This is a genomic window from Actinomadura sp. 21ATH, from assembly GCF_041951345.1.
GTDB lineage: Bacteria > Actinomycetota > Actinomycetes > Streptosporangiales > Streptosporangiaceae > Spirillospora.
In genome coordinates, this window is record NZ_JBGNUR010000015.1 from 24467 (window position 1) to 41444 (window position 16978).

General features: G+C 70.4%; 14 protein-coding genes. 7 read left to right on the forward strand and 7 right to left on the reverse strand.

What is annotated here, in order from left to right; translation table 11 throughout:
* Nucleotides 1-140: 140 nt before the first annotated feature.
* The 4 genes from ACA361_RS32275 to ACA361_RS32290 are packed head-to-tail and all read right to left on the reverse strand — an operon-like array spanning nucleotide 141 to nucleotide 5150.
* Complete coding sequence (locus tag ACA361_RS32275) at nucleotides 141-2324, reverse strand: xanthine dehydrogenase family protein molybdopterin-binding subunit (RefSeq protein WP_375018318.1); 2184 nt, start codon at nucleotides 2322-2324, stop codon at nucleotides 141-143.
* On the reverse strand, nucleotides 2321-3304 hold the full coding sequence (locus ACA361_RS32280; protein ID WP_375018320.1) for an FAD binding domain-containing protein: 984 nt from the start codon (nucleotides 3302-3304) through the stop codon (nucleotides 2321-2323). Before ACA361_RS32280 ends, ACA361_RS32275 begins: the two co-directional genes overlap by 4 nt.
* Nucleotides 3301-4002 (reverse strand): (2Fe-2S)-binding protein, encoded by a 702-nt coding sequence (locus ACA361_RS32285; RefSeq protein ID WP_375018322.1) that lies wholly within the window; start codon nucleotides 4000-4002, stop codon nucleotides 3301-3303. The genes ACA361_RS32280 and ACA361_RS32285 overlap by 4 nt, the downstream gene beginning before the upstream one ends.
* 11 nt (nucleotides 4003-4013) lie before the next feature.
* On the reverse strand, nucleotides 4014-5150 hold the full coding sequence (locus ACA361_RS32290) for a PQQ-dependent sugar dehydrogenase (RefSeq protein ID WP_375018324.1): 1137 nt from the start codon (nucleotides 5148-5150) through the stop codon (nucleotides 4014-4016).
* A gap of 86 nt (nucleotides 5151-5236) precedes the next feature.
* On the opposite strand from ACA361_RS32290, the gene ACA361_RS32295 reads away from it, so the two are divergent.
* Both ACA361_RS32295 and ACA361_RS32300 read left to right on the forward strand, forming a co-directional pair.
* Nucleotides 5237-5956, forward strand: a complete 720-nt coding sequence (locus ACA361_RS32295; protein ID WP_375018325.1) for a TetR/AcrR family transcriptional regulator — start codon at nucleotides 5237-5239, stop codon at nucleotides 5954-5956.
* 480 nt (nucleotides 5957-6436) lie between these two features.
* Nucleotides 6437-6862, forward strand: coding sequence for a DUF3592 domain-containing protein (locus ACA361_RS32300; protein ID WP_375018327.1), 426 nt, complete (start codon nucleotides 6437-6439; stop codon nucleotides 6860-6862).
* A gap of 240 nt (nucleotides 6863-7102) precedes the next feature.
* Here the strand turns inward: ACA361_RS32300 and ACA361_RS32305 are convergent, their stop codons facing one another.
* A complete protein-coding gene (locus ACA361_RS32305; RefSeq protein ID WP_375018329.1) occupies nucleotides 7103-7279 on the reverse strand; it encodes a hypothetical protein in 177 nt (58 codons plus the stop codon).
* Between the two features lie 114 nt (nucleotides 7280-7393).
* Entirely contained in the window at nucleotides 7394-8737 is a 1344-nt protein-coding gene (locus ACA361_RS32310; RefSeq protein WP_375018330.1) for a sensor histidine kinase, read from the reverse strand.
* Nucleotides 8738-8904: 167 nt separating this feature from the next.
* Here ACA361_RS32310 and ACA361_RS32315 point away from each other — a divergent pair, with 167 nt between their 5' ends.
* The 5 genes from ACA361_RS32315 to ACA361_RS32335 all read left to right on the forward strand — a co-directional run bounded on the left by ACA361_RS32315 (nucleotide 8905) and on the right by ACA361_RS32335 (nucleotide 15194).
* A complete protein-coding gene (locus tag ACA361_RS32315) occupies nucleotides 8905-10650 on the forward strand; it encodes an amino acid permease (RefSeq protein ID WP_375018332.1) in 1746 nt (581 codons plus the stop codon).
* A 50-nt stretch (nucleotides 10651-10700) separates the two neighbouring features.
* On the forward strand, nucleotides 10701-11243 hold the full coding sequence (locus tag ACA361_RS32320; protein ID WP_375018334.1) for a hypothetical protein: 543 nt from the start codon (nucleotides 10701-10703) through the stop codon (nucleotides 11241-11243).
* Complete coding sequence (locus ACA361_RS32325; protein WP_375018336.1) at nucleotides 11240-11914, forward strand: response regulator transcription factor; 675 nt, start codon at nucleotides 11240-11242, stop codon at nucleotides 11912-11914. Before ACA361_RS32320 ends, ACA361_RS32325 begins: the two co-directional genes overlap by 4 nt.
* 536 nt (nucleotides 11915-12450) lie before the next feature.
* A complete protein-coding gene (gene ftsH, locus ACA361_RS32330) occupies nucleotides 12451-14253 on the forward strand; it encodes an ATP-dependent zinc metalloprotease FtsH (protein WP_375018573.1) in 1803 nt (600 codons plus the stop codon).
* On the forward strand, nucleotides 14250-15194 hold the full coding sequence (locus ACA361_RS32335) for a PrsW family intramembrane metalloprotease (RefSeq protein ID WP_375018337.1): 945 nt from the start codon (nucleotides 14250-14252) through the stop codon (nucleotides 15192-15194). Before ftsH ends, ACA361_RS32335 begins: the two co-directional genes overlap by 4 nt.
* A gap of 1449 nt (nucleotides 15195-16643) precedes the next feature.
* Here ACA361_RS32335 and ACA361_RS32340 read toward each other — a convergent pair.
* Nucleotides 16644-16940: a hypothetical protein gene (locus ACA361_RS32340; RefSeq protein WP_375018339.1), complete on the reverse strand. Its 297-nt coding sequence runs from the start codon at nucleotides 16938-16940 to the stop codon at nucleotides 16644-16646.
* Nucleotides 16941-16978 lie beyond the last annotated feature (38 nt).

Here is a 16978-nt window from a genome sequence, read left to right on the forward strand (position 1 = left end):
GTCGTCGGCGCACCCGGCGACTTCATCGGTGACCGCCCCGTCAACGCCTGCATCCACCCGGCTGGACGACCCATCAACACCTCCAAGCTGCCCCGGGCCGAACCGCTTCGTCCCGGGGCGGCTCGCGCCGGGGCCTGCGGTCAGAGGAGCTTGTCCCGGGTGAAGGGGACGTCGCGGAGGCGGCGGCCGGTGGCGTGGTAGATCGCGTTGCTGATGGCCGCGGGTACACCCGTCCCCGGTGTCTCGCCGAAGCCCCGGGCGCCCAGTGCCTGGCTGTCGCCGATGGGGCGGTCCACGAACATGACCTCCAGCTTGGGCGTGTCGGCGTTCACCGGCACCAGATAGCTGGACAGGCTGGGATTGGTCACGCGCCCGGTGTTCGGATCCACCATCGTGTGCTCGAAGAGCGCGAAGCCGATGCCCCAGGTGACACCACCCATGACCTGGCCGTGCGCGGTCCGGCGATTGAGGACCCGTCCCAGGTCGTAGGCGGTCACGACCCGGCTCACGCGGATGCCGCCGAGTCGTGGCCGTATCCGGACCTCCAGGAACACCGCGCCGAACGTGTGCCCGCCGTTGTTGGGCTTGCTGCCGAGCACCTGGATCTCGCTGCCATGGCGGGCCATGACGGCGCGGTAGCTGTCCCTCCGGCGGCGGTCGCCGCGCGCGAACAGGTCGCCGTTCTCGGCCACGACGTTCTCGGCGGGCACGCCGTGCAGCCGGGAGCGCGGGTCGGCGACGGCGAGCGCGATCACGGCCTCCCGTGCCTGCTCCGCGCCATTGGAGACCGGCCCGACCACGCTGGCCATCGTGGCCGACGCCGCCGACAGGGACGCGTTGGGGAAGGTGGTGTCGCCGAGCAGCGTCGTGACGTGGCCGAGCGGCATGCCGAGCCCGTCGGCGGCGACCTGGGTGAGCACGGTGTAGGTGCCGGTGCCGATGTCCTGGGTGGCGGCCCGCACGGTCGCCCGCCCGTTCAGGCCGATAACGATCTGGGCCTGGGACGGGTTCACCGCGTAGGTGTGGGTCTCGGTGGCCATGCCCCAGCCAACGTATTCGTCGCCGTCCCTGGTCGTCCCCGGCTTGGGGTTACGGCGTGACCAGCCGAACGCCTTGGCCGCCGCGCGGTAACACTCCAGCAGGTGCTTCTCGTAGGGCTCGCCGGTGCTGGGATTGATGACGGTGCGGTGGTTGCGTATCCGCAGTTCCACCGGGTCGATGCCGAGCTCGTAGCTCAGCTCGTCCAGCGCGGTCTCCAGGCCGAAGTGCCCGGTGGTCTCCGGTGAGCGCATGTAGCTGGAGGTGGGCAGGTCCAGCCGCACGCCCATCTGCCGCACGTGGATGTTCGGGCAGGTGTAGAGGTTGAGCGTGGAGTCGCTGGTGTTGAATATGCGCTCGTCGATGCGGGTCACCTGTGCCGTCGAGGTGCCGACGATGGCGGTCAGTTCGCCGCGCCGCGTGGCGCCGAGCCGGATGCGGTGGCGGTACTCGGCGCGGTGACCATTGGACGTGAACATCTGCGCGCGCGACAGCACGAGCTTCACCGGGCGGCGGAGCTCCCGCGCCACCGCGGAGGTGAGCAGCGTGTGCGGATAGGTGGGTCCCTTGGCGCCGAAGCCGCCGCCCAGGTAGGGCGAGATGATCCGGATATCGGGAGCGTTGCCATCGGCATCCCTGAAGGCGTTCGTCACCGCTATCCGGGTGAGCATCACGCCCTGCGCGCTTTCGTACAGCGTCAGGCCGCTGTCGTTCCAGACGGCGGTGGTGGTGTGCGGTTCGATCGGGTTGTGGTGTTGCATCGGGCTGGTGTACGTCTGCTGGACCCGAACCTCGGCCTGTGCGAACGCCGCTTCGGCGTCACCGTGCTCGACCTCGTTGGGGCGCTCGCGGAAAGCGTCCGGCAGGAACGCTTCGTCGAGCGCGTCGTCCAGTCGTGCGGTGGGCTTCTCCGTCCGGTAGCGGATCTTCACCAGGGCGGCGGCCTCCTGTGCCTGCTCCAGGGTCTCGGCCACGACATAGGCGACCGGCTGCCCGCTGTGGTGGATCCGCGCGTCCTGGATCGGAATGAACGTCCTGTTGTAGGGGAAGCCCGGCACCGTCCTGAACCGTGGCATGGTGGTGTGCGTGAAGACCTGGACGACACCGGGATGTGCCAGTGCCGCCCTGGTGTTGATCTGCGTGACCTCGCCCCGGGCGATGGTGCTCATCACCAGGAATCCGTGCAGCGGGTCGGACACCTCGTTGTCCGCGGCGTAGCGGGCGGCGCCGGTGACCTTCGCGCGGCCATCGACCCGCTCAACGCCCTGGCCGACCAGCTCGGTCATCGGACCCCTCCCAGCTCGCCGAGGATGCTCTCCAGTGCCCGCTGGACGAGTTCGACCTTGAACCTGTTGCCTTCGCGCGGCTGGGCGTCCCGGACCAGGACCCGCCCCGCCTCGGTGATCGCCGCCGCGGTGAGAGGACGGCCGCGCAGCGCCGCCTCGACGCGGACGTCCCGCCACGGACGGGTTCCCACGCCGCCGAACGCCAGCCGTACGTCCTCCACCACGCGGCCCCTGGTGCGCAGCGAGGCCGCCACCGACACCACCGCGAACTCGAAGGTGGCGCGGTCGCGCAGCTTCAGGTAGCGCGAACGCGCGGCCAGGGGCGTGCGCGGCACGTCCACCCGGGTGATCAGTTCGCCCGGGCGCATCGCGGTCTCCCGGGTGGGCGTGGACACGGGAAGACGAAAGAAGTCGCCGATCGGGACGTCGCGTTCGCCGCTGGGGCCGAGCAGGTGCACGGACGCGTCCAACGCGGTCAGTGCCACCGCCATGTCCGAGGCATGGGTGGCGATGCAGTGGCCGCTGCCACCCAGGATCGCGTGTCCCCGGTTGTGCCCGGTGAGCGCCGGGCAACCGCTGCCCGGAACCCGCTTGTTGCACGCCGAGCCAGGGTCCCGGAAGTACCCGCACCGGGTGCGCTGCAGCAGGTTCCCGCCGATCGCGGCCATGTTGCGCACCTGCGGGGACGCCGAGGCCAGCAGTGCCTCCGACAGGACGGGGAACTCCCGCCGCACCATGGGGTGTTCGGCGACCTGCCGCATCCTGACCAGCGCACCGACGCGCAGCCTCCTGGGGTCGAGATCGACACCGTCGAGGTCGAGAGCGTTCACGTCGATGAGGTGGTCGTGGGCCTCCGCACCGTCCCGCATCAGGTTGAGCAGGTCGCTGCCGCCCGCCACGAACGTCGAACCGGGTGTGGCGGCGGCCATCCGTACCGCCTCGGCCGGGCTTCCCGCGACCGTGTAACCGAAGGCCCTCACCGCCGTACCTCCCTGGCGGCCGCACCGACGGCGGCGACGATGTTCTGGTACGCCGCGCAGCGGCACAGGTTGCCGCTCATCCACTCGCGGATCTCCGCCTCCGAACCCGTACGGCCCTCGTTGATACAGGCGACGGCGGACATGATCTGACCGGGAGTGCAGGCGCCGCACTGGAACGCGTCGTGCTTGATGAACGCCTCCTGCACCGGGTGCAGGTCGTCGCCGCGCGCGAGCCCCTCGATCGTGGTGACCTCGGCGTCGCGTTGCATCACCGCCAGGGTCAGGCAGGATTTGACCCGCTCACCGTCGACCAGCACCGTGCACGCCCCGCACTCACCGCGGTCGCAGCCTTTCTTGGTGCCGGTCAAGCCGAGGCGTTCACGCAATGCGTCGAGCAGGGTCACCCTCGGTTCCAGGGCGACCTTGCGCACTTGCCCATTGACCGTTAACGAGACTTGCACCGACGATCCGGCGGCGATGGCCTGTGCGGGCGCGTTGGCCGCCCCCGCCCCCGCCGTTGCCGTTTCGGCCGCGGCGGCCGGGGCGACGGCCGCACCCGTCCCGACCGCGGCCGTTCCCGCCGTGGTCGCCGCCATGGCCTTGAGTATCGTCCGGCGAGTGGATTCGGGGAGGAACTCCGTCTTCCGATCGGGTGTGACATCGGGTTCGGAGGTGGACCGGTCGCCGTGGTCGTTCATCGCGCTCCTTCTCAGCTCTGTGCGGGGAGTTGGATCCGGATGATGCGGTCGTCGCCGGGGCGCGCGTCCGTGCCGCCCCAGGTGGCACGGTCGGTGTTGGACGACACGATCCACAGGGACCCGTCCGGTGCCACCTCGACCGTGCGGATACGGCCATACGTCTCGACCAGGTGCGGGATCGGCCGTCCGGTCGCGCGCCCACCCCGGACGGGCAGTTGCCAGAGGCGCTGCCCGCCGAGCGCGCCGATCCACAGCGAGCCGCGCGCGTAGGCGACCCCGGAAGGGGACGCCTCGTCGGGATGGATGGTGGCGATCGGCCGTTCCCCGGTGTCACCCTTGACGCCCTCGGTCTCGGGCCAGCCGTAGTCCCGTCCGGGGCGGAGGACGTTCACCTCGTCCCAGGTGCGGTGGCCGAGCTCGGAGGCGTACATGGTGCCGTCCGGTGCGAAGGTGATGCCCTGGACGTTGCGATGCCCGCTGGAGTAGATGGCGGTGCCGGACGGATTGTCGCGAGGGATCGTCCCGTCCGGGCGAATCCGGAGGATCTTGCCGCTCAGTGAGCTGTCGTCGGCGGCGTTCTCGGGTTCGAACGCGTCGCCCGTCCCTATCCACAGGTTGCCGTCGGGGCCGATGCGGAGCCGGCCGCCGTGGTGCCGGTCGGCGGTCTGGACGCCGTCGAGCAGGACGCGGGTCTGGCTGAGGGAGCGGTAGTCCTCGGAGATCCGGAGCGCGACCACGCGATTGGTGGGTGAACTGGACACGTAGGCGAACACGGTGCGGTCCGACGCGAACCGCGGCGAGGTGGCCAGGCCGAGCAGCCCGCCCTCCGAGCTGGTCTGGACACCTGGGACCGTACCCACGGACTGCGCCACGCCCCCGCCCGCCGGTACGCGGACGATCCGTCCGGACAGCCGCAGGGAGACCAGCGCCGAGCGATCAGGAAGGAACGCAAGCCCCCAGGGCGCCTCCAGCCCCCTCACGAGTTCGGTGCGGTCGCGCAGCATCGATGAGTCGCCCCTGCTGGACGCCGTCGGGTGGACGGCGGCATCTCTCGCGTCCGTGCCGGGGGCGCACGCGGCCACGCCGAACGCCAAGGCCCCGGCCAGGACGGCCGCGATGACGATCCGCGTCGGTACCGATCTCTTCATGATCGCTCCTTGTTGTCATTGCTAACACTAAACAATGGTCACCGCTAGCGCAAGCATTGACAACGCAATCCTGTTAACATCGCCACGTGAGCGAACGAGGAGAGGTCCGCCGGCGGATCATCGACGCGGCGACCCGGCTGCTCTACGAGCAGGGCCGTGAAGCCGTGACCACCCGCGCCGTCAGCGCGGCCGCGGGGGTGCAGTCCCCCACGCTGTATCGTCTGTTCGCCGACATGAACGGGCTGCTCGAGGCCGTCGCCGCGGAGGGCTTCGCGCGCTACCTCGCGGGCAAACAGGCCCAGGAACTGTCCGACGATCCGGTCGACGACCTGCGCGGCGGGTGGGATCTGCACGTCGGGTTCGGCCTGGAGAATCCGGCGCACTACCTGCTGATGTACGCCCAGCCCAAGCCGGGGCACCGGCACCCCGCCGCCGAACAGGGCGTGGCGCGGCTGCGCATGCTCGTCGAACGCATCGCGGAGGCCGGACGCCTCGTCGTCAGCGTCGACACGGCCGTCAGCATGATGCACTCCGCCTGCGTCGGCGTCACGATGAACCTCATCGCGACGCCATCCGAGGAACGCGATCCCGCCGTCGCGGACCGGCTGCGCGAAGCGCTCCTCGCGGCGATCACTACGACCGCCGCGAGCAGCCCACCCGACGTCGCCTGGCGCGCCGTGGCCCTGAACGCGGTCGTGGACGACACCGACCTCTACTCTCCCGGTGAGCGCGCGCTCCTGACCGAGCTGCTCGACCGCGCCGCCAACTCATCCGGACCCGCCGACGAGCAACGGGCCCCGGCGTAGAATGCCGGGCCCGTTACCGGTGGTGGCGGTGTCAGGCGAGACCGTTGCGAATCGCGGTGATCAGCTCGCCTCCGGTGGTGCCCCGCTCGAGTTCCGGGAGCTGTGATCGCCCACCACGACGGTCACCGCGAGAGACGGGACGGGCAAGGACGGGAGACCACCCAGCGTGCTGCCTATGCCGCGGCTTCCTTTCGTCCGTATTCCAGCCGCCCGCGCCCGCAGCCCTCGGCGCGGAAATTCTCCTGCCCGCGATGTGCGCCGCGCCCGGCCTCATACACATGGACGCCGCCGTATCGTCCGCTTCAAAGCCCCGCCAAGATCGATATGCGAAAAGAAGAACCGGTCCGAGGAACTTTAAGAAACCGGAGGCCGGCGGCGCCGACCTCGGGAGATCGACACGGGCCCTCTGGAACCGAACCGCAGGGCATCCAGTGGCATCCAAGACCTTCGAAAGCCCGTGAAGTGGAGAGGGGCGGAGTGGTGGACGAACTGATTCCCGTCGTGGCCGCCGGGGCGGTCGGAGCGGGCTGCCTCGTAGCCTATCTACGGGATGTCGTGCACGTGTTGCGGCTTTGGTGGCGCGGCATTCGCACGATCGGTGTAGTGGTCGACAACGCAGCGACCAGGGCCGAATCGGGAACGCGGTGGGCACCGGTCCTCGCCTTTGAGGACCGGCACGGGAACCGGGTGGCGATCAAACCGATCGTCCGCATGGACGCGCAGATGCAGCTGGGGCAAGAAGTGCCGGTGGTGTACATGGCGCACAAACCGGAGGTCATGCTCATTTTCACCCGATGGAACATGGTGCGGTCGCTGCTGGAGAACAGCATTCTCCTGGTCCTTGGAACGATGTTCCTGGGTTTCGCGGTGGCCGCCGTGGCCGCCGGGATGGTCGGAGCGAACTGACCGGAAAGGGTATCCGCCCGACCGTGCCCGTCATTTAAGTGGGGACACCTCACCGACCGCCGCTTCCCGGTCAGGTAGTAGACCGGGAACGCGATCCCGTTGAGCCGCAGCTGCCGGTTCGGGCCCGCGATCAGGAAGAAGAGCGCCAGCGGCAGCAGGAGCGGGACGAGGACGAACCGCACGTTGCGGAAGTCCGAATGATCTCGTAGCGCGCGTAAACGGGATTCACCAGTGTGTTCATCATGACTCCCGCAGTTGGGACCCGACGCGGGATCCGGCGTCTGGCCTGGTTTCGGAGGGATCGCGGATGAGCTCGATGAACGCCTCGTCGAGGCCGGCGCCGTTCCCCTCGATGTCGCGAGCGGACGGGGGGACCGTGAGCAGGGCGCGCAGCGCGGCGTCGGAATCGCCGCACACGAGCACGATGCTCGCACCGTGCCGTTCCGCCCCTGTCACGTGGCAGTGAGAGGACGGTGAGACACGAGCCGGGCGTCTGTGGCCTCGCTCCGGCGGCCCGGCGGAGGAAGGGGGTCAGTCGCGGGGAAGGCGCGCGGTGACGACGGCACCGCCCAAGGGTTCTCCATTGCGGGCGGACACCGTCCCGCGGTGCGCGGCGACCACCGCGTGGACTATCGACAGTCCCAGTCCCGCGCCGGAAGCGGAGCGGGTGCGGGCGTCGTCGCCGCGGGTGAAGCGGGCGAACGCGGCGGTGAGCAGCCCGGACGGGAACCCGGGCCCGTCGTCGGCGACCTGGAGGGTGATGTGTTCGCGGCCGTCGCGGACCTCGACGCGTACGGTGCGCGCCCCGGCGGAGGCACTGTTGGCGACGAGGTTGGCCAGGACCTGGCGAAGCCGGTCGGGATCGGCGTCGGCCACGACCGGATCGCCCGACACCTCGGTGCGCAACATGTACAGCGACCCGAGTCTGCCCGCCTCGGCCGCGGCCAGATCGAGCAGGTCCACCGGCTCGATTCGGACGATCAGGGAACCGGCCCGAGCACGGGCAAGGAGCAGCAGGTCCTCGGCGAGCCGGGATAGGCGGTCGGCCTCGCCGAGCGCGGCGAGCAGCGAGTGCCGCACCTCATGCTCCGCCCCGCCGGCTCCCAGCGCGAGCTCCAACTCGCCACGCAAGATCGCGATCGGGGTCCGCAACTCATGGCTGGCGTCGTCCACGAACGCCCGTTCCCGCGCGGCGGCCACCTGGAGCCGCGCGAGCATGTCGTTGAGCGTGCGGGCGAGCCGGGCGATCTCGTCGTCGCCGGGTGCCTCGGGCAGCCGGCGCTCGGCCTCCAGCGAGGAGATCTCCGACGCCTCACGCGTCAGCGCGGCGACCGGACGCAGCGCCGTCCGCACCACCGTCCAGGCGGCAAGCGCGAGCAGGCCGATCAGTGGCGGCGCCGCCACGAACAGGACGAGCGCGAGCCGGTCGCGCGCCGCGTGCACCGGCTCGGCCGACACGCCGACCGTCAGTACGCGGCCGTCGGGCATCACGCGCTGGGACATCAGCCGCACGGGGGCGCGTCCTACGCCGGAGCCGAGCGTCACCGAACGGGTGGTGAGCACCGTGCCGCGCACCTGGCGCACCTCGGACGGAGCGAGCAGCCGACCCCGGACGGACACCGAGCCACTGAGCAGCCGTCCATCGGGCGCGTAGAGCTGGGCGATCGGGTCGCCGGACAGCTCGGCGAGGTCCCCGGCGCGCACGGACGCGGACAGGTCGCCCGCGCGGGAACGCAGGCCCGCGTCCAGAGCCGACCAGAGCTGCTGGTTGAGCGTCACGAACAACACGATCAGGCAGATCACCAGAACGCCGGTCGCGCCCACCGCGGCGACCAGCGTGACACGGCCGCGCAACGTGCCGGGTAACAGCCGCACCCTCGACCTCCCCGTCCGCCCCGATCCTCTCACTCACACCGCCGGGCCGTGAGGCGTGCGGCTCTCATGCCGTTCTCATCATCTGGATCGCAGTGTGATCGGCGAGCGGCCGGGACGGCCCCGCACGTTCCGGCCGCGGTGCTCTACCAGCCGGAGGGAGTACCGGGATGTTCGACATCAAGCGGGCGTTCGTCGGCCCACCGCTGCGCACCGCCGGACTGGCCGGGCAGTTGCTGCCCAAGAGGCTGGCGCTACCGGTGTTCTGCAGCGATCCGCTGTCCTCGGTGGCTTACGCGACCCAGCAGATCCTCGCGGTGCTGGCCTTGGGCGGCCTGGCGCTGATGCACCTGGCGCCGTGGATCGCTGCGGTGATCGTCGCGCTGTTGGCCATCGTCGTCGCCTCGTACCGGCAGACGTGCTTCGCCTACCCCGGCGGGGGCGGTTCCTACATCGTCAGCCGGGAAAGCCTGGGGGAGACCGCGAGCCTGGTGGCGGCCGGTGCGTTGCTGGTCGACTACGTGCTGGTGGTGACGCTGGTGTTGCGGGCATTCGCGTCCGGCTGCACCGCGCTCACCGGTGTGGAGGCGGTGAGCAACGGCATTCCCGGCTTCCGCCCGCCCAAGTCGCGCAACGCCGCAGGAACGCTGGCCATCATGGGCGTGCTGGCGACGACGATGTTCGCCGGCATCACCGTGCTGGCGGTGATGGCGCATGTGCACTACGCCGACGATCCCGGGCAGCTGGCCGGGACTCCGGCGTCCTACGTCGAACCGACCGCGCTCGCGCAGGTCGCCGAGGCGGTCTTCGGCCGCAGCGTGCTGTTCGCGTTCATGCAGGCCGCGACGGCCGCCGACCTGGTGCTGGCGGCCAACACCGCCTTCAACGGCTTCCTGGTGCTGGCGTCCATCCTCGCCCGGGACGGTTACCTCCCCCGCCAGTTCCACCCCCGGGGGGGCCGGCTGGTGTTCAGCAACGGCATCATCGTGCTGGCCCTGGCCGCGGGCGCGCTCATCGTCGCCTTCCAGGCCGGCATCTCACGCCTCCTGCAGTTGTACATCATCGGCGTGTTCGTGTCGTTCACGCTTAGCCAGGCGGGGATGGTGCGGCACTGGAGCCGCCGGCTCGCCGAGGACAGGGTCGTACGCTGCGGCGGTCCGGCGGGCTCAGGCGATCAACGCGCTGGGGGCCGTGGTCACCGGTGCCGTGCTCGTCATCGTGCTCGCCAGCAAGTTCGTACACGGCGCCTGGATCGTCTGCATTGTGGTTCCGTTGCTGTTCTGGATGATGCGAGGCATCCACCGGTACTACGAAGGCGTCCGAGAGCAGACACGTCCGCCCGACCGGACCACCGTGCCGCCGCGCAACGACGCCATCGTGCTGGTGTCCCGGCTGAACGCGCCTGCGATGCAGGCGCTCGGCTACGCGGAGGGCATGCGGCCCAGCAGCCTGACCGCGCTGAGCGTGAGCGTAGACCCCGAGGAGACGGCATCGCTGGAGGCTGCCTGGGAGGCCCGGGGAATCGGCGTCCCGCTGGTGGTCCTCGACTCCCCGTACCGGGAGATCACGAGTCCGGTGGTCGGCTTCGTGAAGCACCGCCGCCGCCGGGACGGCAGGAACGTGGTCACCGTCCTGATCCCCGAGTACGTCGTGGGCCACTGGTGGGAGGAACTCCTGCACGACCAGACCGCGCTGCGCATCAAGGGCCGGCTGCTGTTCTGCTCGGGCATCGTGGTCGTCTCCGTGCCCTATCTGCTGAGATCGGGACGGGAACGTGGGCACGGCCGCGGGCCCGCGCCGTCCGTGCCGTCAACGTCCGGCGCCCCTGCCGCCCCCGTCGCTCGAGTCACCCCCCGGCAGAGGTCCCGGGGCCTTCACGAACCTCTCATCCTGACCAGAGCACCCTGACGTCATGAGAACCGGAACAGATCTTCCACGGGGAGCCGCGCGTCCGTCCGTACCGCCCATGGCACCTGCGCCGCTTCGTTCCAAGAGCGGCTGGGGCCGGCCCCCTGGGGCGCGAGCCGGCTCCCGGCTTCGCCGGGGCGAGCGGGCCGCTGATCTGGCCCGCGACGCGCTGGGCTCGTGGGTCGGTGTGGGCGCGACCATCGTCCTCGTCGCCGCGGCGGCGGTGTCGGCCGCCCAGCGCGATCAACGGGCAGGCCCGGTGACCGTCGTCGCTCTGGTGCTGTCCGGACTGGCCCTGGCCGAGCCGCAGCTGGTTCTCATGGCGGTGCGCCGACACGATCACGCGGCCGGCGAGCGGGCCCTGTTCCTCCTGGACAGGGCCCACCGCGCCGAGGCGATGGCAGTAGAGGTCACCCGGGAGCTGGATCGGCTGCACGGCGAGATCGCCCGGCTGGCCGCCCGCGTCGAGACCGCGGGCCACGCGTCCGCGGTCCGGGCGTCGGTCTCGGACGCGCCGGTCGACGACCAGGACACCTCCGGCAGGCCGAAGCAGGACAGCAGCGTCCAGGGCGGTCGCGCGGTTCTAGGGTGGCTGCCATGAGGCTGCTGGTCGTCGAGGACGACCCTGGCATGGCGGCGCTGCTGGTCCGGGGCCTGCACCGGGAAGGCTACGCGGTGGACACTGCCGGCAACGGCGAGGACGCCCTCTGGCGGGTGCTGGAGTACGACTACGACGGGGTCGTCCTCGACGCCATGATCCCGCCCCCCGACGGCTTCGAGGTGTGCCGCCGGATGCGGGAGCAGGGCCGCTGGGCGCCGGTGCTGATGCTCACCGCCCGCGACGCGGTGCCCGACCGGGTCCGCGGCCTCGACGTGGGCGCCGACGACTACATGACCAAGCCTTTCGCCCTCGCCGAGTTACTCGCCCGGCTGCGCGCGCTCACCCGCCGCGACCCTTTGGAACGCCCGGCCGTCCTGCGCACCGGTGACCTGGCCCTGGACCCCGGCACACGCACGGTGCGCCGCGGCGACGTGGACATCCGGCTCTCACCCAAGGAGTTCGCGCTGCTGCACGAGTTCATGCGGCGCCCCGGCGAGGTGCTGACTCGCACCCACCTGATCGACCACGTCTGGGACTTCGCCTACGACGGCGGCTCCAACATCGTCGACGTCTACATCCGCTACCTGCGCGACAGGGTGGACCGCCCGTTCGGACGCAACACGATCCGCACCGTGCGAGGTGCTGGCTATCGCCTCGACCCCGACGCCTGAACCGCCGGCCGGGGCATTCGTCTCCGGCACGCACCGTGGTGACCGAGGCCAACACCTGGACGGCTGGTGGAAAGTCGTCGTGCTCCGTTCTGACCATGGTGGTGGTGCTGGCCACGGCCTTCCACGGTGGCGACCTCGCCGCCGGCGGTTTCGCGCCCGAGGACTCAAGCGGTCCGTCGGCTCCATGCTGATCGACATCGAGACCTACCCGCTGTTCCAGGGGCCTCCTCGGCGCGCACGCCGTAGATCGGGTCCGCCGACCGTCGACGGCCTTCATATTCCTCTCATCTGCCGGGCGGCACCCTGAATCGCGACCGGGCCCACCGGCCTGTTCCTCCACGACGCCCACCCACAAGGGGGTTCCCATGAATATCGCCGCCACCGCACGCCGGTGGGGCCGGGCCGTCCGCCACGCCACCGGTTCGGCCCGCGGGCCCGCGTCCCGAAGCCCGGACGCCGGACCGGAGCAGACGTCCCCTCCGTCCGCGCCGCCCCAGCAGCCGTGATACCGGCGTGTCCGGCTGCTTCTCACGACCATCGCCGTCTTCATGATTCTCTTCTTCGGACCAGACCTGCTGGCGTCCGCCACCACCCAGCACATCGACTACAGCACCCTGCTCACCAGAGTGCAGGCGCACCAGGTACGTACGGTCTCTGTCGGCAGCGACGGCACCATCACAGGAACGCTCACCAAAGGCGCCCGCTTCACCACGCAGGCCCCGCTGTGGGCGCTCACCACTGGTGACCTGGCGTCCCGCCTGGAGAACGACGGGGTACAGGTATCGGCCTACCAGCAGAGCGACACCTTGCGCCAACTCATCGTCTCGCTCCTGCCCACGCTGCTGTTCCTGGGCGCGGCCGTCTGGATCGGACGCCGTATGCAGGGCGGCCTTACCGGCGGCGGCTCCGGCGGCCTTGGTGGGCTGCTGCGTACCAAGGGACGGGTGACCGACGCCGAACGGCCTGCCACCCGCTTCACCGATGTCGCCGGATACGAAGGGATCAAGCAGGAGATCCGTGAGGTCGTGGACTACCTGCAGCGGCCCGACCGCTACCGGCGGGCGGGCGCGCGCGGGCCGCGCGGCGTCCTGCTGATGGGCCCACCCGGCACCGGCAAGACTCTGCTGGCCAGGGCAGTCGCCGGTGAAGCCCGCGTGCCGTTCTTCGCCATGGAGGGCAGCGCCTTCGTGGAGATGTTCGTCGGCCTCGGCGCCTCCCGCGTCCGGGACCTGTTCGCCCAAGCCCGGCAGGCGGCTCCTGCCATCATCTTCGTCGACGAGATCGATGCCATCGGCGGCCGCCGGGGCGTGGGCGCGGTCGCCGGTCACGACGAGCATGAACAGACCCTCAACCAGCTGCTGGCCGAGATGGACGGGTTCTCCGGCGACAGTTCGGTGGTCGTGTTGGCCAACACCAACCGTCCGGAGGTTCTCGACCCTGCGCTGCTGCGCCCCGGACGCTTTGACCGGCAGGTGCAGGTACCGCTGCCGGCCCTGGCCGACCGCGAACGCATCCTGTACGTGCACGCCCGGGACAAGTGCCTGGCCACGGACGTGAACCTGTCGAAGATCGCCCGCGCCACGCCCGGCTTCAGCGGCGCCGACCTGGCCAACCTGGTCAACGAGGCCGCACTGCGCGCCGCCCGCGCCGACCGGGACGAGCTTAGCGCCGCCGACTTCGACCAGGCCCGCGACCGGCTCGTCCTCGGCCAGCGGGACGAGTCCAGCGTTCTGCTGCCGACCGAGCAGCGCACCGTCGCCGTCCACGAGAGCGGGCACGCTCTGGTCGCGGCCCTTGCCCCCAACGCCGACCCGGTCGCCAAGGTCACCATCCTCCCCAGCGGCATGGCACTGGGCGTCACCCACCAACTCCCTGAGGACGAACGCCGCCTCTACAACGAGGCGTATCTGACCGACTCCCTCGCCGTCCGCTTAGCCGGACGGGCAGCCGAGCTGGTGGTCTTCGGGCAGGCCTCGACCGGCGCCGGCGACGACCTCGCCGGGGCCACCCGGCTCGCCGTGAGGATGGTGCGGGAGTTCGGACTGTCCGATCGGCTGGGACCCGTCGCCTACCCCGTTCCCTCGTCGACCTACCTGGATGCCGAGGCCCCCGACCGTCCCTACGCCGAGGCCACCCAACGGATGGTCGACCACGAGGTGGCGCGGCTGCTGCGCACCGCCGAACAGCATGCCATCGACCTGCTCCAACGCCACCGCCGCGCCCTCGACGAGTTGACCGGGCGGCTGCTGGAAGAGGAGACGGTCGACGGCCAGGCCGTGTACGAGATCGCCGGCCGTCCGGCAACCCCCACCACGCTCGTGCCCAAGGAGGCATCATGAAGCGGCTCCTCGACGCCCCGCCCTGTCCTCCCGGCCTCCCGCATCCCGGCGGCGCCCCGGATCTCCTCGGCTCCCCGCCACCGGCCCTGCACCGACGCATCCTGCGGCGCCTGCACTGGCTGGCCGTCCTGGCGACAGGGCTGGTGCTGTACACGGCTGTGTTCGCCGCGCTTCTGGTCACCAGGAATCCCGTTTACGTGCCTGCGCTGCTTCTGATCGGTGCTGCCGTGGTGCCGGTGACCTTTACCACCTTCGTGTCCGATCTCAAGATGGCCGCAGCGTTGTCCTTCTCCCGCATTGCCGCCGCGGCGGTGCTGGGCGGGGTTGTCGGGTGCGTGCTGGCCGGGCCGCTCGAGTTCGAGTCGGCGCGACTGCTCGGCCACACTCCGGCACCGCTCATCGGCCTGATCGAAGAAACGGCGAAACTGGCGGTCCCGGTGCTGATCCTGGCCCGCCGACGCGCCCGCACCACGGACGGACTCGTCCTGGGCGTCGCCGTCGGCAGCGGCTTCGCCGCACTGGAGACCCTGGGGTACGCGTTCGTCGCGTTGCTGCGCACTCAAGGGGACCTGCTCTCGGTGACCAACCTCCTCGTCGTGCGCGCACTGGCGGAACCGGGCGGCCACGCCGCCTGGACGGGCCTGGCGACCGCCGCCTTCGTAGCCATCCGGAGCAGCCGCCACCTCAACCTGGCACGGCTGCGCTTCGTCCTGGTCTTCGTAGGCGTAGTCACGCTGCATGCCTTGTGGGATTCCTCCGTCGGAGGCAGCAGTGGCTACCTCATCGTCGGCGGCATCAGCCTGGGCCTGCTCCTGCTGGTGACCTGGCGGCTCGACCACACCCCTCCTGTCACACCACGAACCCGCCTCACCGGGGGCTGGAGACGCGGTGGGACGCCCAGTGGCGTCCTGCCGGACCCGAGAATCAGACAGGGCAGGTGAGGAAGCCCGGTCGGTGCTGCCCCCAGGTCCCCTGTGGGCAGCACCAACGACGACTGATCGCTCCAGGTACGGGTGTGGGACGGCGCGGGCCGGCGGGGCTATGCACCCGAACGCCCAGTCCATCGCTGCGGCGGGGGAGGCGTCGAGTCTGCATCGGAGCGCCCGGCGATCCCCAGATGGTCCCCGCTCCGGGTCGTCTGACCTTGACGGCGGTGGAAGCCGAAAACACAAAAGCCCTGTTGACCTCGGATTTCTCCGTGATCGACAGGGCTTCCTGTTCTGTCGGGACGGCGGGATTTGAACCCACGACCCCTTGACCCCCAGCCACAGCAGGACTGTCGATCATGGTCGATGGAAGTCGATCGGGGAGCCTCTTACCTGCGAAAACTTCCTGAGGGAACTTGCGGATCAGGGGGGAACGGACTCGAGCCCGTCGCACCAGCCGCGGCCACCACCGCCCACCGCGGTGCGCCATTCTCATCCAGTGTCAGGTAGGCCAGCGGGCCATGTGGCAGCGTCGGGGGCAGCACTCGCGGCAGTGGCCACGCTGCCGTGCGCCTGACCACCGCGGCTGGGTGTAGCAGTGCCCTTCGGACGGGGTCGCGGCGAGCGCCTCCTGCCACCGGAGCGCGGTCGGGGGCGCCGCCGACATGATCTTCGGGCTGCTTATCAGGCCTCATCAGGGTCGGGGTGTCGTCCTCGAAGAGGGGATGGGGGCTCGGGTGGGACAACGTACGCCAAGGCGTCGTTGAGGTCGTTGATCTTGGCCCGCATCAGTTTCCAGTCGGCGCGGCCGCCGAAGGGGTGCTCGGTCAGCTTGGCGGGGTGGTCGGGGCCTCCTCGCCGAGTTGCTTGACGATATCGGCGGCCTTACCGAGGTGCTCCATGATCTGGGTGCGGCGTACCTCGTTGCGTTCCTCCCGGGTGAGGTTCGCCGAACGCTGCCGGGCCCGAAGTTTCTCGCGCTCCTCGGATGCCCGCTCTGGGGCACCGGGCCACTGCCACGCCTGCGGTCGCCTGGCCGGGATCATCCCCGCGTGCGCGGGGAGCGGGCCTCGACCGCGGCCCGGCCCTTGTCGGTGCGCGGACCATCCCCGCGTGCGCGGGGAGCAGTACAAGCGGCTGTGCGCCGAGCTGTGCCGCGAGGGACCATCCCCGCGCGGCGATGGTCCCCATCCCTTGGCGCGACGAATAGAACCGGTTCGCTGCTCCCTGTGCACGCGGGGATGGCCCCTCATCCGGCACCTCGGACAATTCCTTGCTGTGGGGCATCATGGTTGATCTGGAGGCCGAGTTGGCGCGCAGACGCCTTCGTCGCCACCGTCGGGCGGGGACCTCCGCGACGCAACCATAGGGGGGCCGTGGCGGGGTACCGTCACCAGCCAACGCGGAGTCGTATCGGAGGAGCGCAGGGCTCGAGGCCATGCCGATCAAGCGGCCGGCAAGCGATCAAGGATCGATCTTTTCGCGGCAGGCTTCGGATGACCCGGTCTGCTCGGTGCACTGCTCGATCTGTTCTTCGGTTGGCGGTACCTGCTCTTGGTCTCGAGTCGGCTCCCGCTCCTGACTCGGCTCCTGCTCGGGATCCTCAGTCGGCCTGGGCTCCTGGTCCTGAGTCGGCTCCGGCTCCTCCACCGAGTCGTCGATGCCGTTGCCGTTGCGGTCCTGCTCTCGCGGAACCGGTGGAACCGGCGGAACCGTGCCCACGCCATCCGGGCCGAACTCCTCGATGCAGTTCTGCCGCACGCTTCCCCCCCCCGCCGGATGCTTGCACTCTTCTGGAA

Coding starts and splice junctions, on each gene's coding strand:
- ACA361_RS32335 (WP_375018337.1), top strand. CDS start 14,250: ATGAAGCGGCTCCTCGACGCCCCGCCCTGTCCTCCCGGCCTCCCGCAT.
- ACA361_RS32275 (WP_375018318.1), bottom strand. CDS start 2,324: ATGACCGAGCTGGTCGGCCAGGGCGTTGAGCGGGTCGATGGCCGCGCG.
- ACA361_RS32285 (WP_375018322.1), bottom strand. CDS start 4,002: ATGAACGACCACGGCGACCGGTCCACCTCCGAACCCGATGTCACACCC.
- ACA361_RS32315 (WP_375018332.1), top strand. CDS start 8,905: ATGTTCGACATCAAGCGGGCGTTCGTCGGCCCACCGCTGCGCACCGCC.
- ACA361_RS32325 (WP_375018336.1), top strand. CDS start 11,240: ATGAGGCTGCTGGTCGTCGAGGACGACCCTGGCATGGCGGCGCTGCTG.
- ACA361_RS32290 (WP_375018324.1), bottom strand. CDS start 5,150: ATGAAGAGATCGGTACCGACGCGGATCGTCATCGCGGCCGTCCTGGCC.
- ACA361_RS32320 (WP_375018334.1), top strand. CDS start 10,701: ATGGCACCTGCGCCGCTTCGTTCCAAGAGCGGCTGGGGCCGGCCCCCT.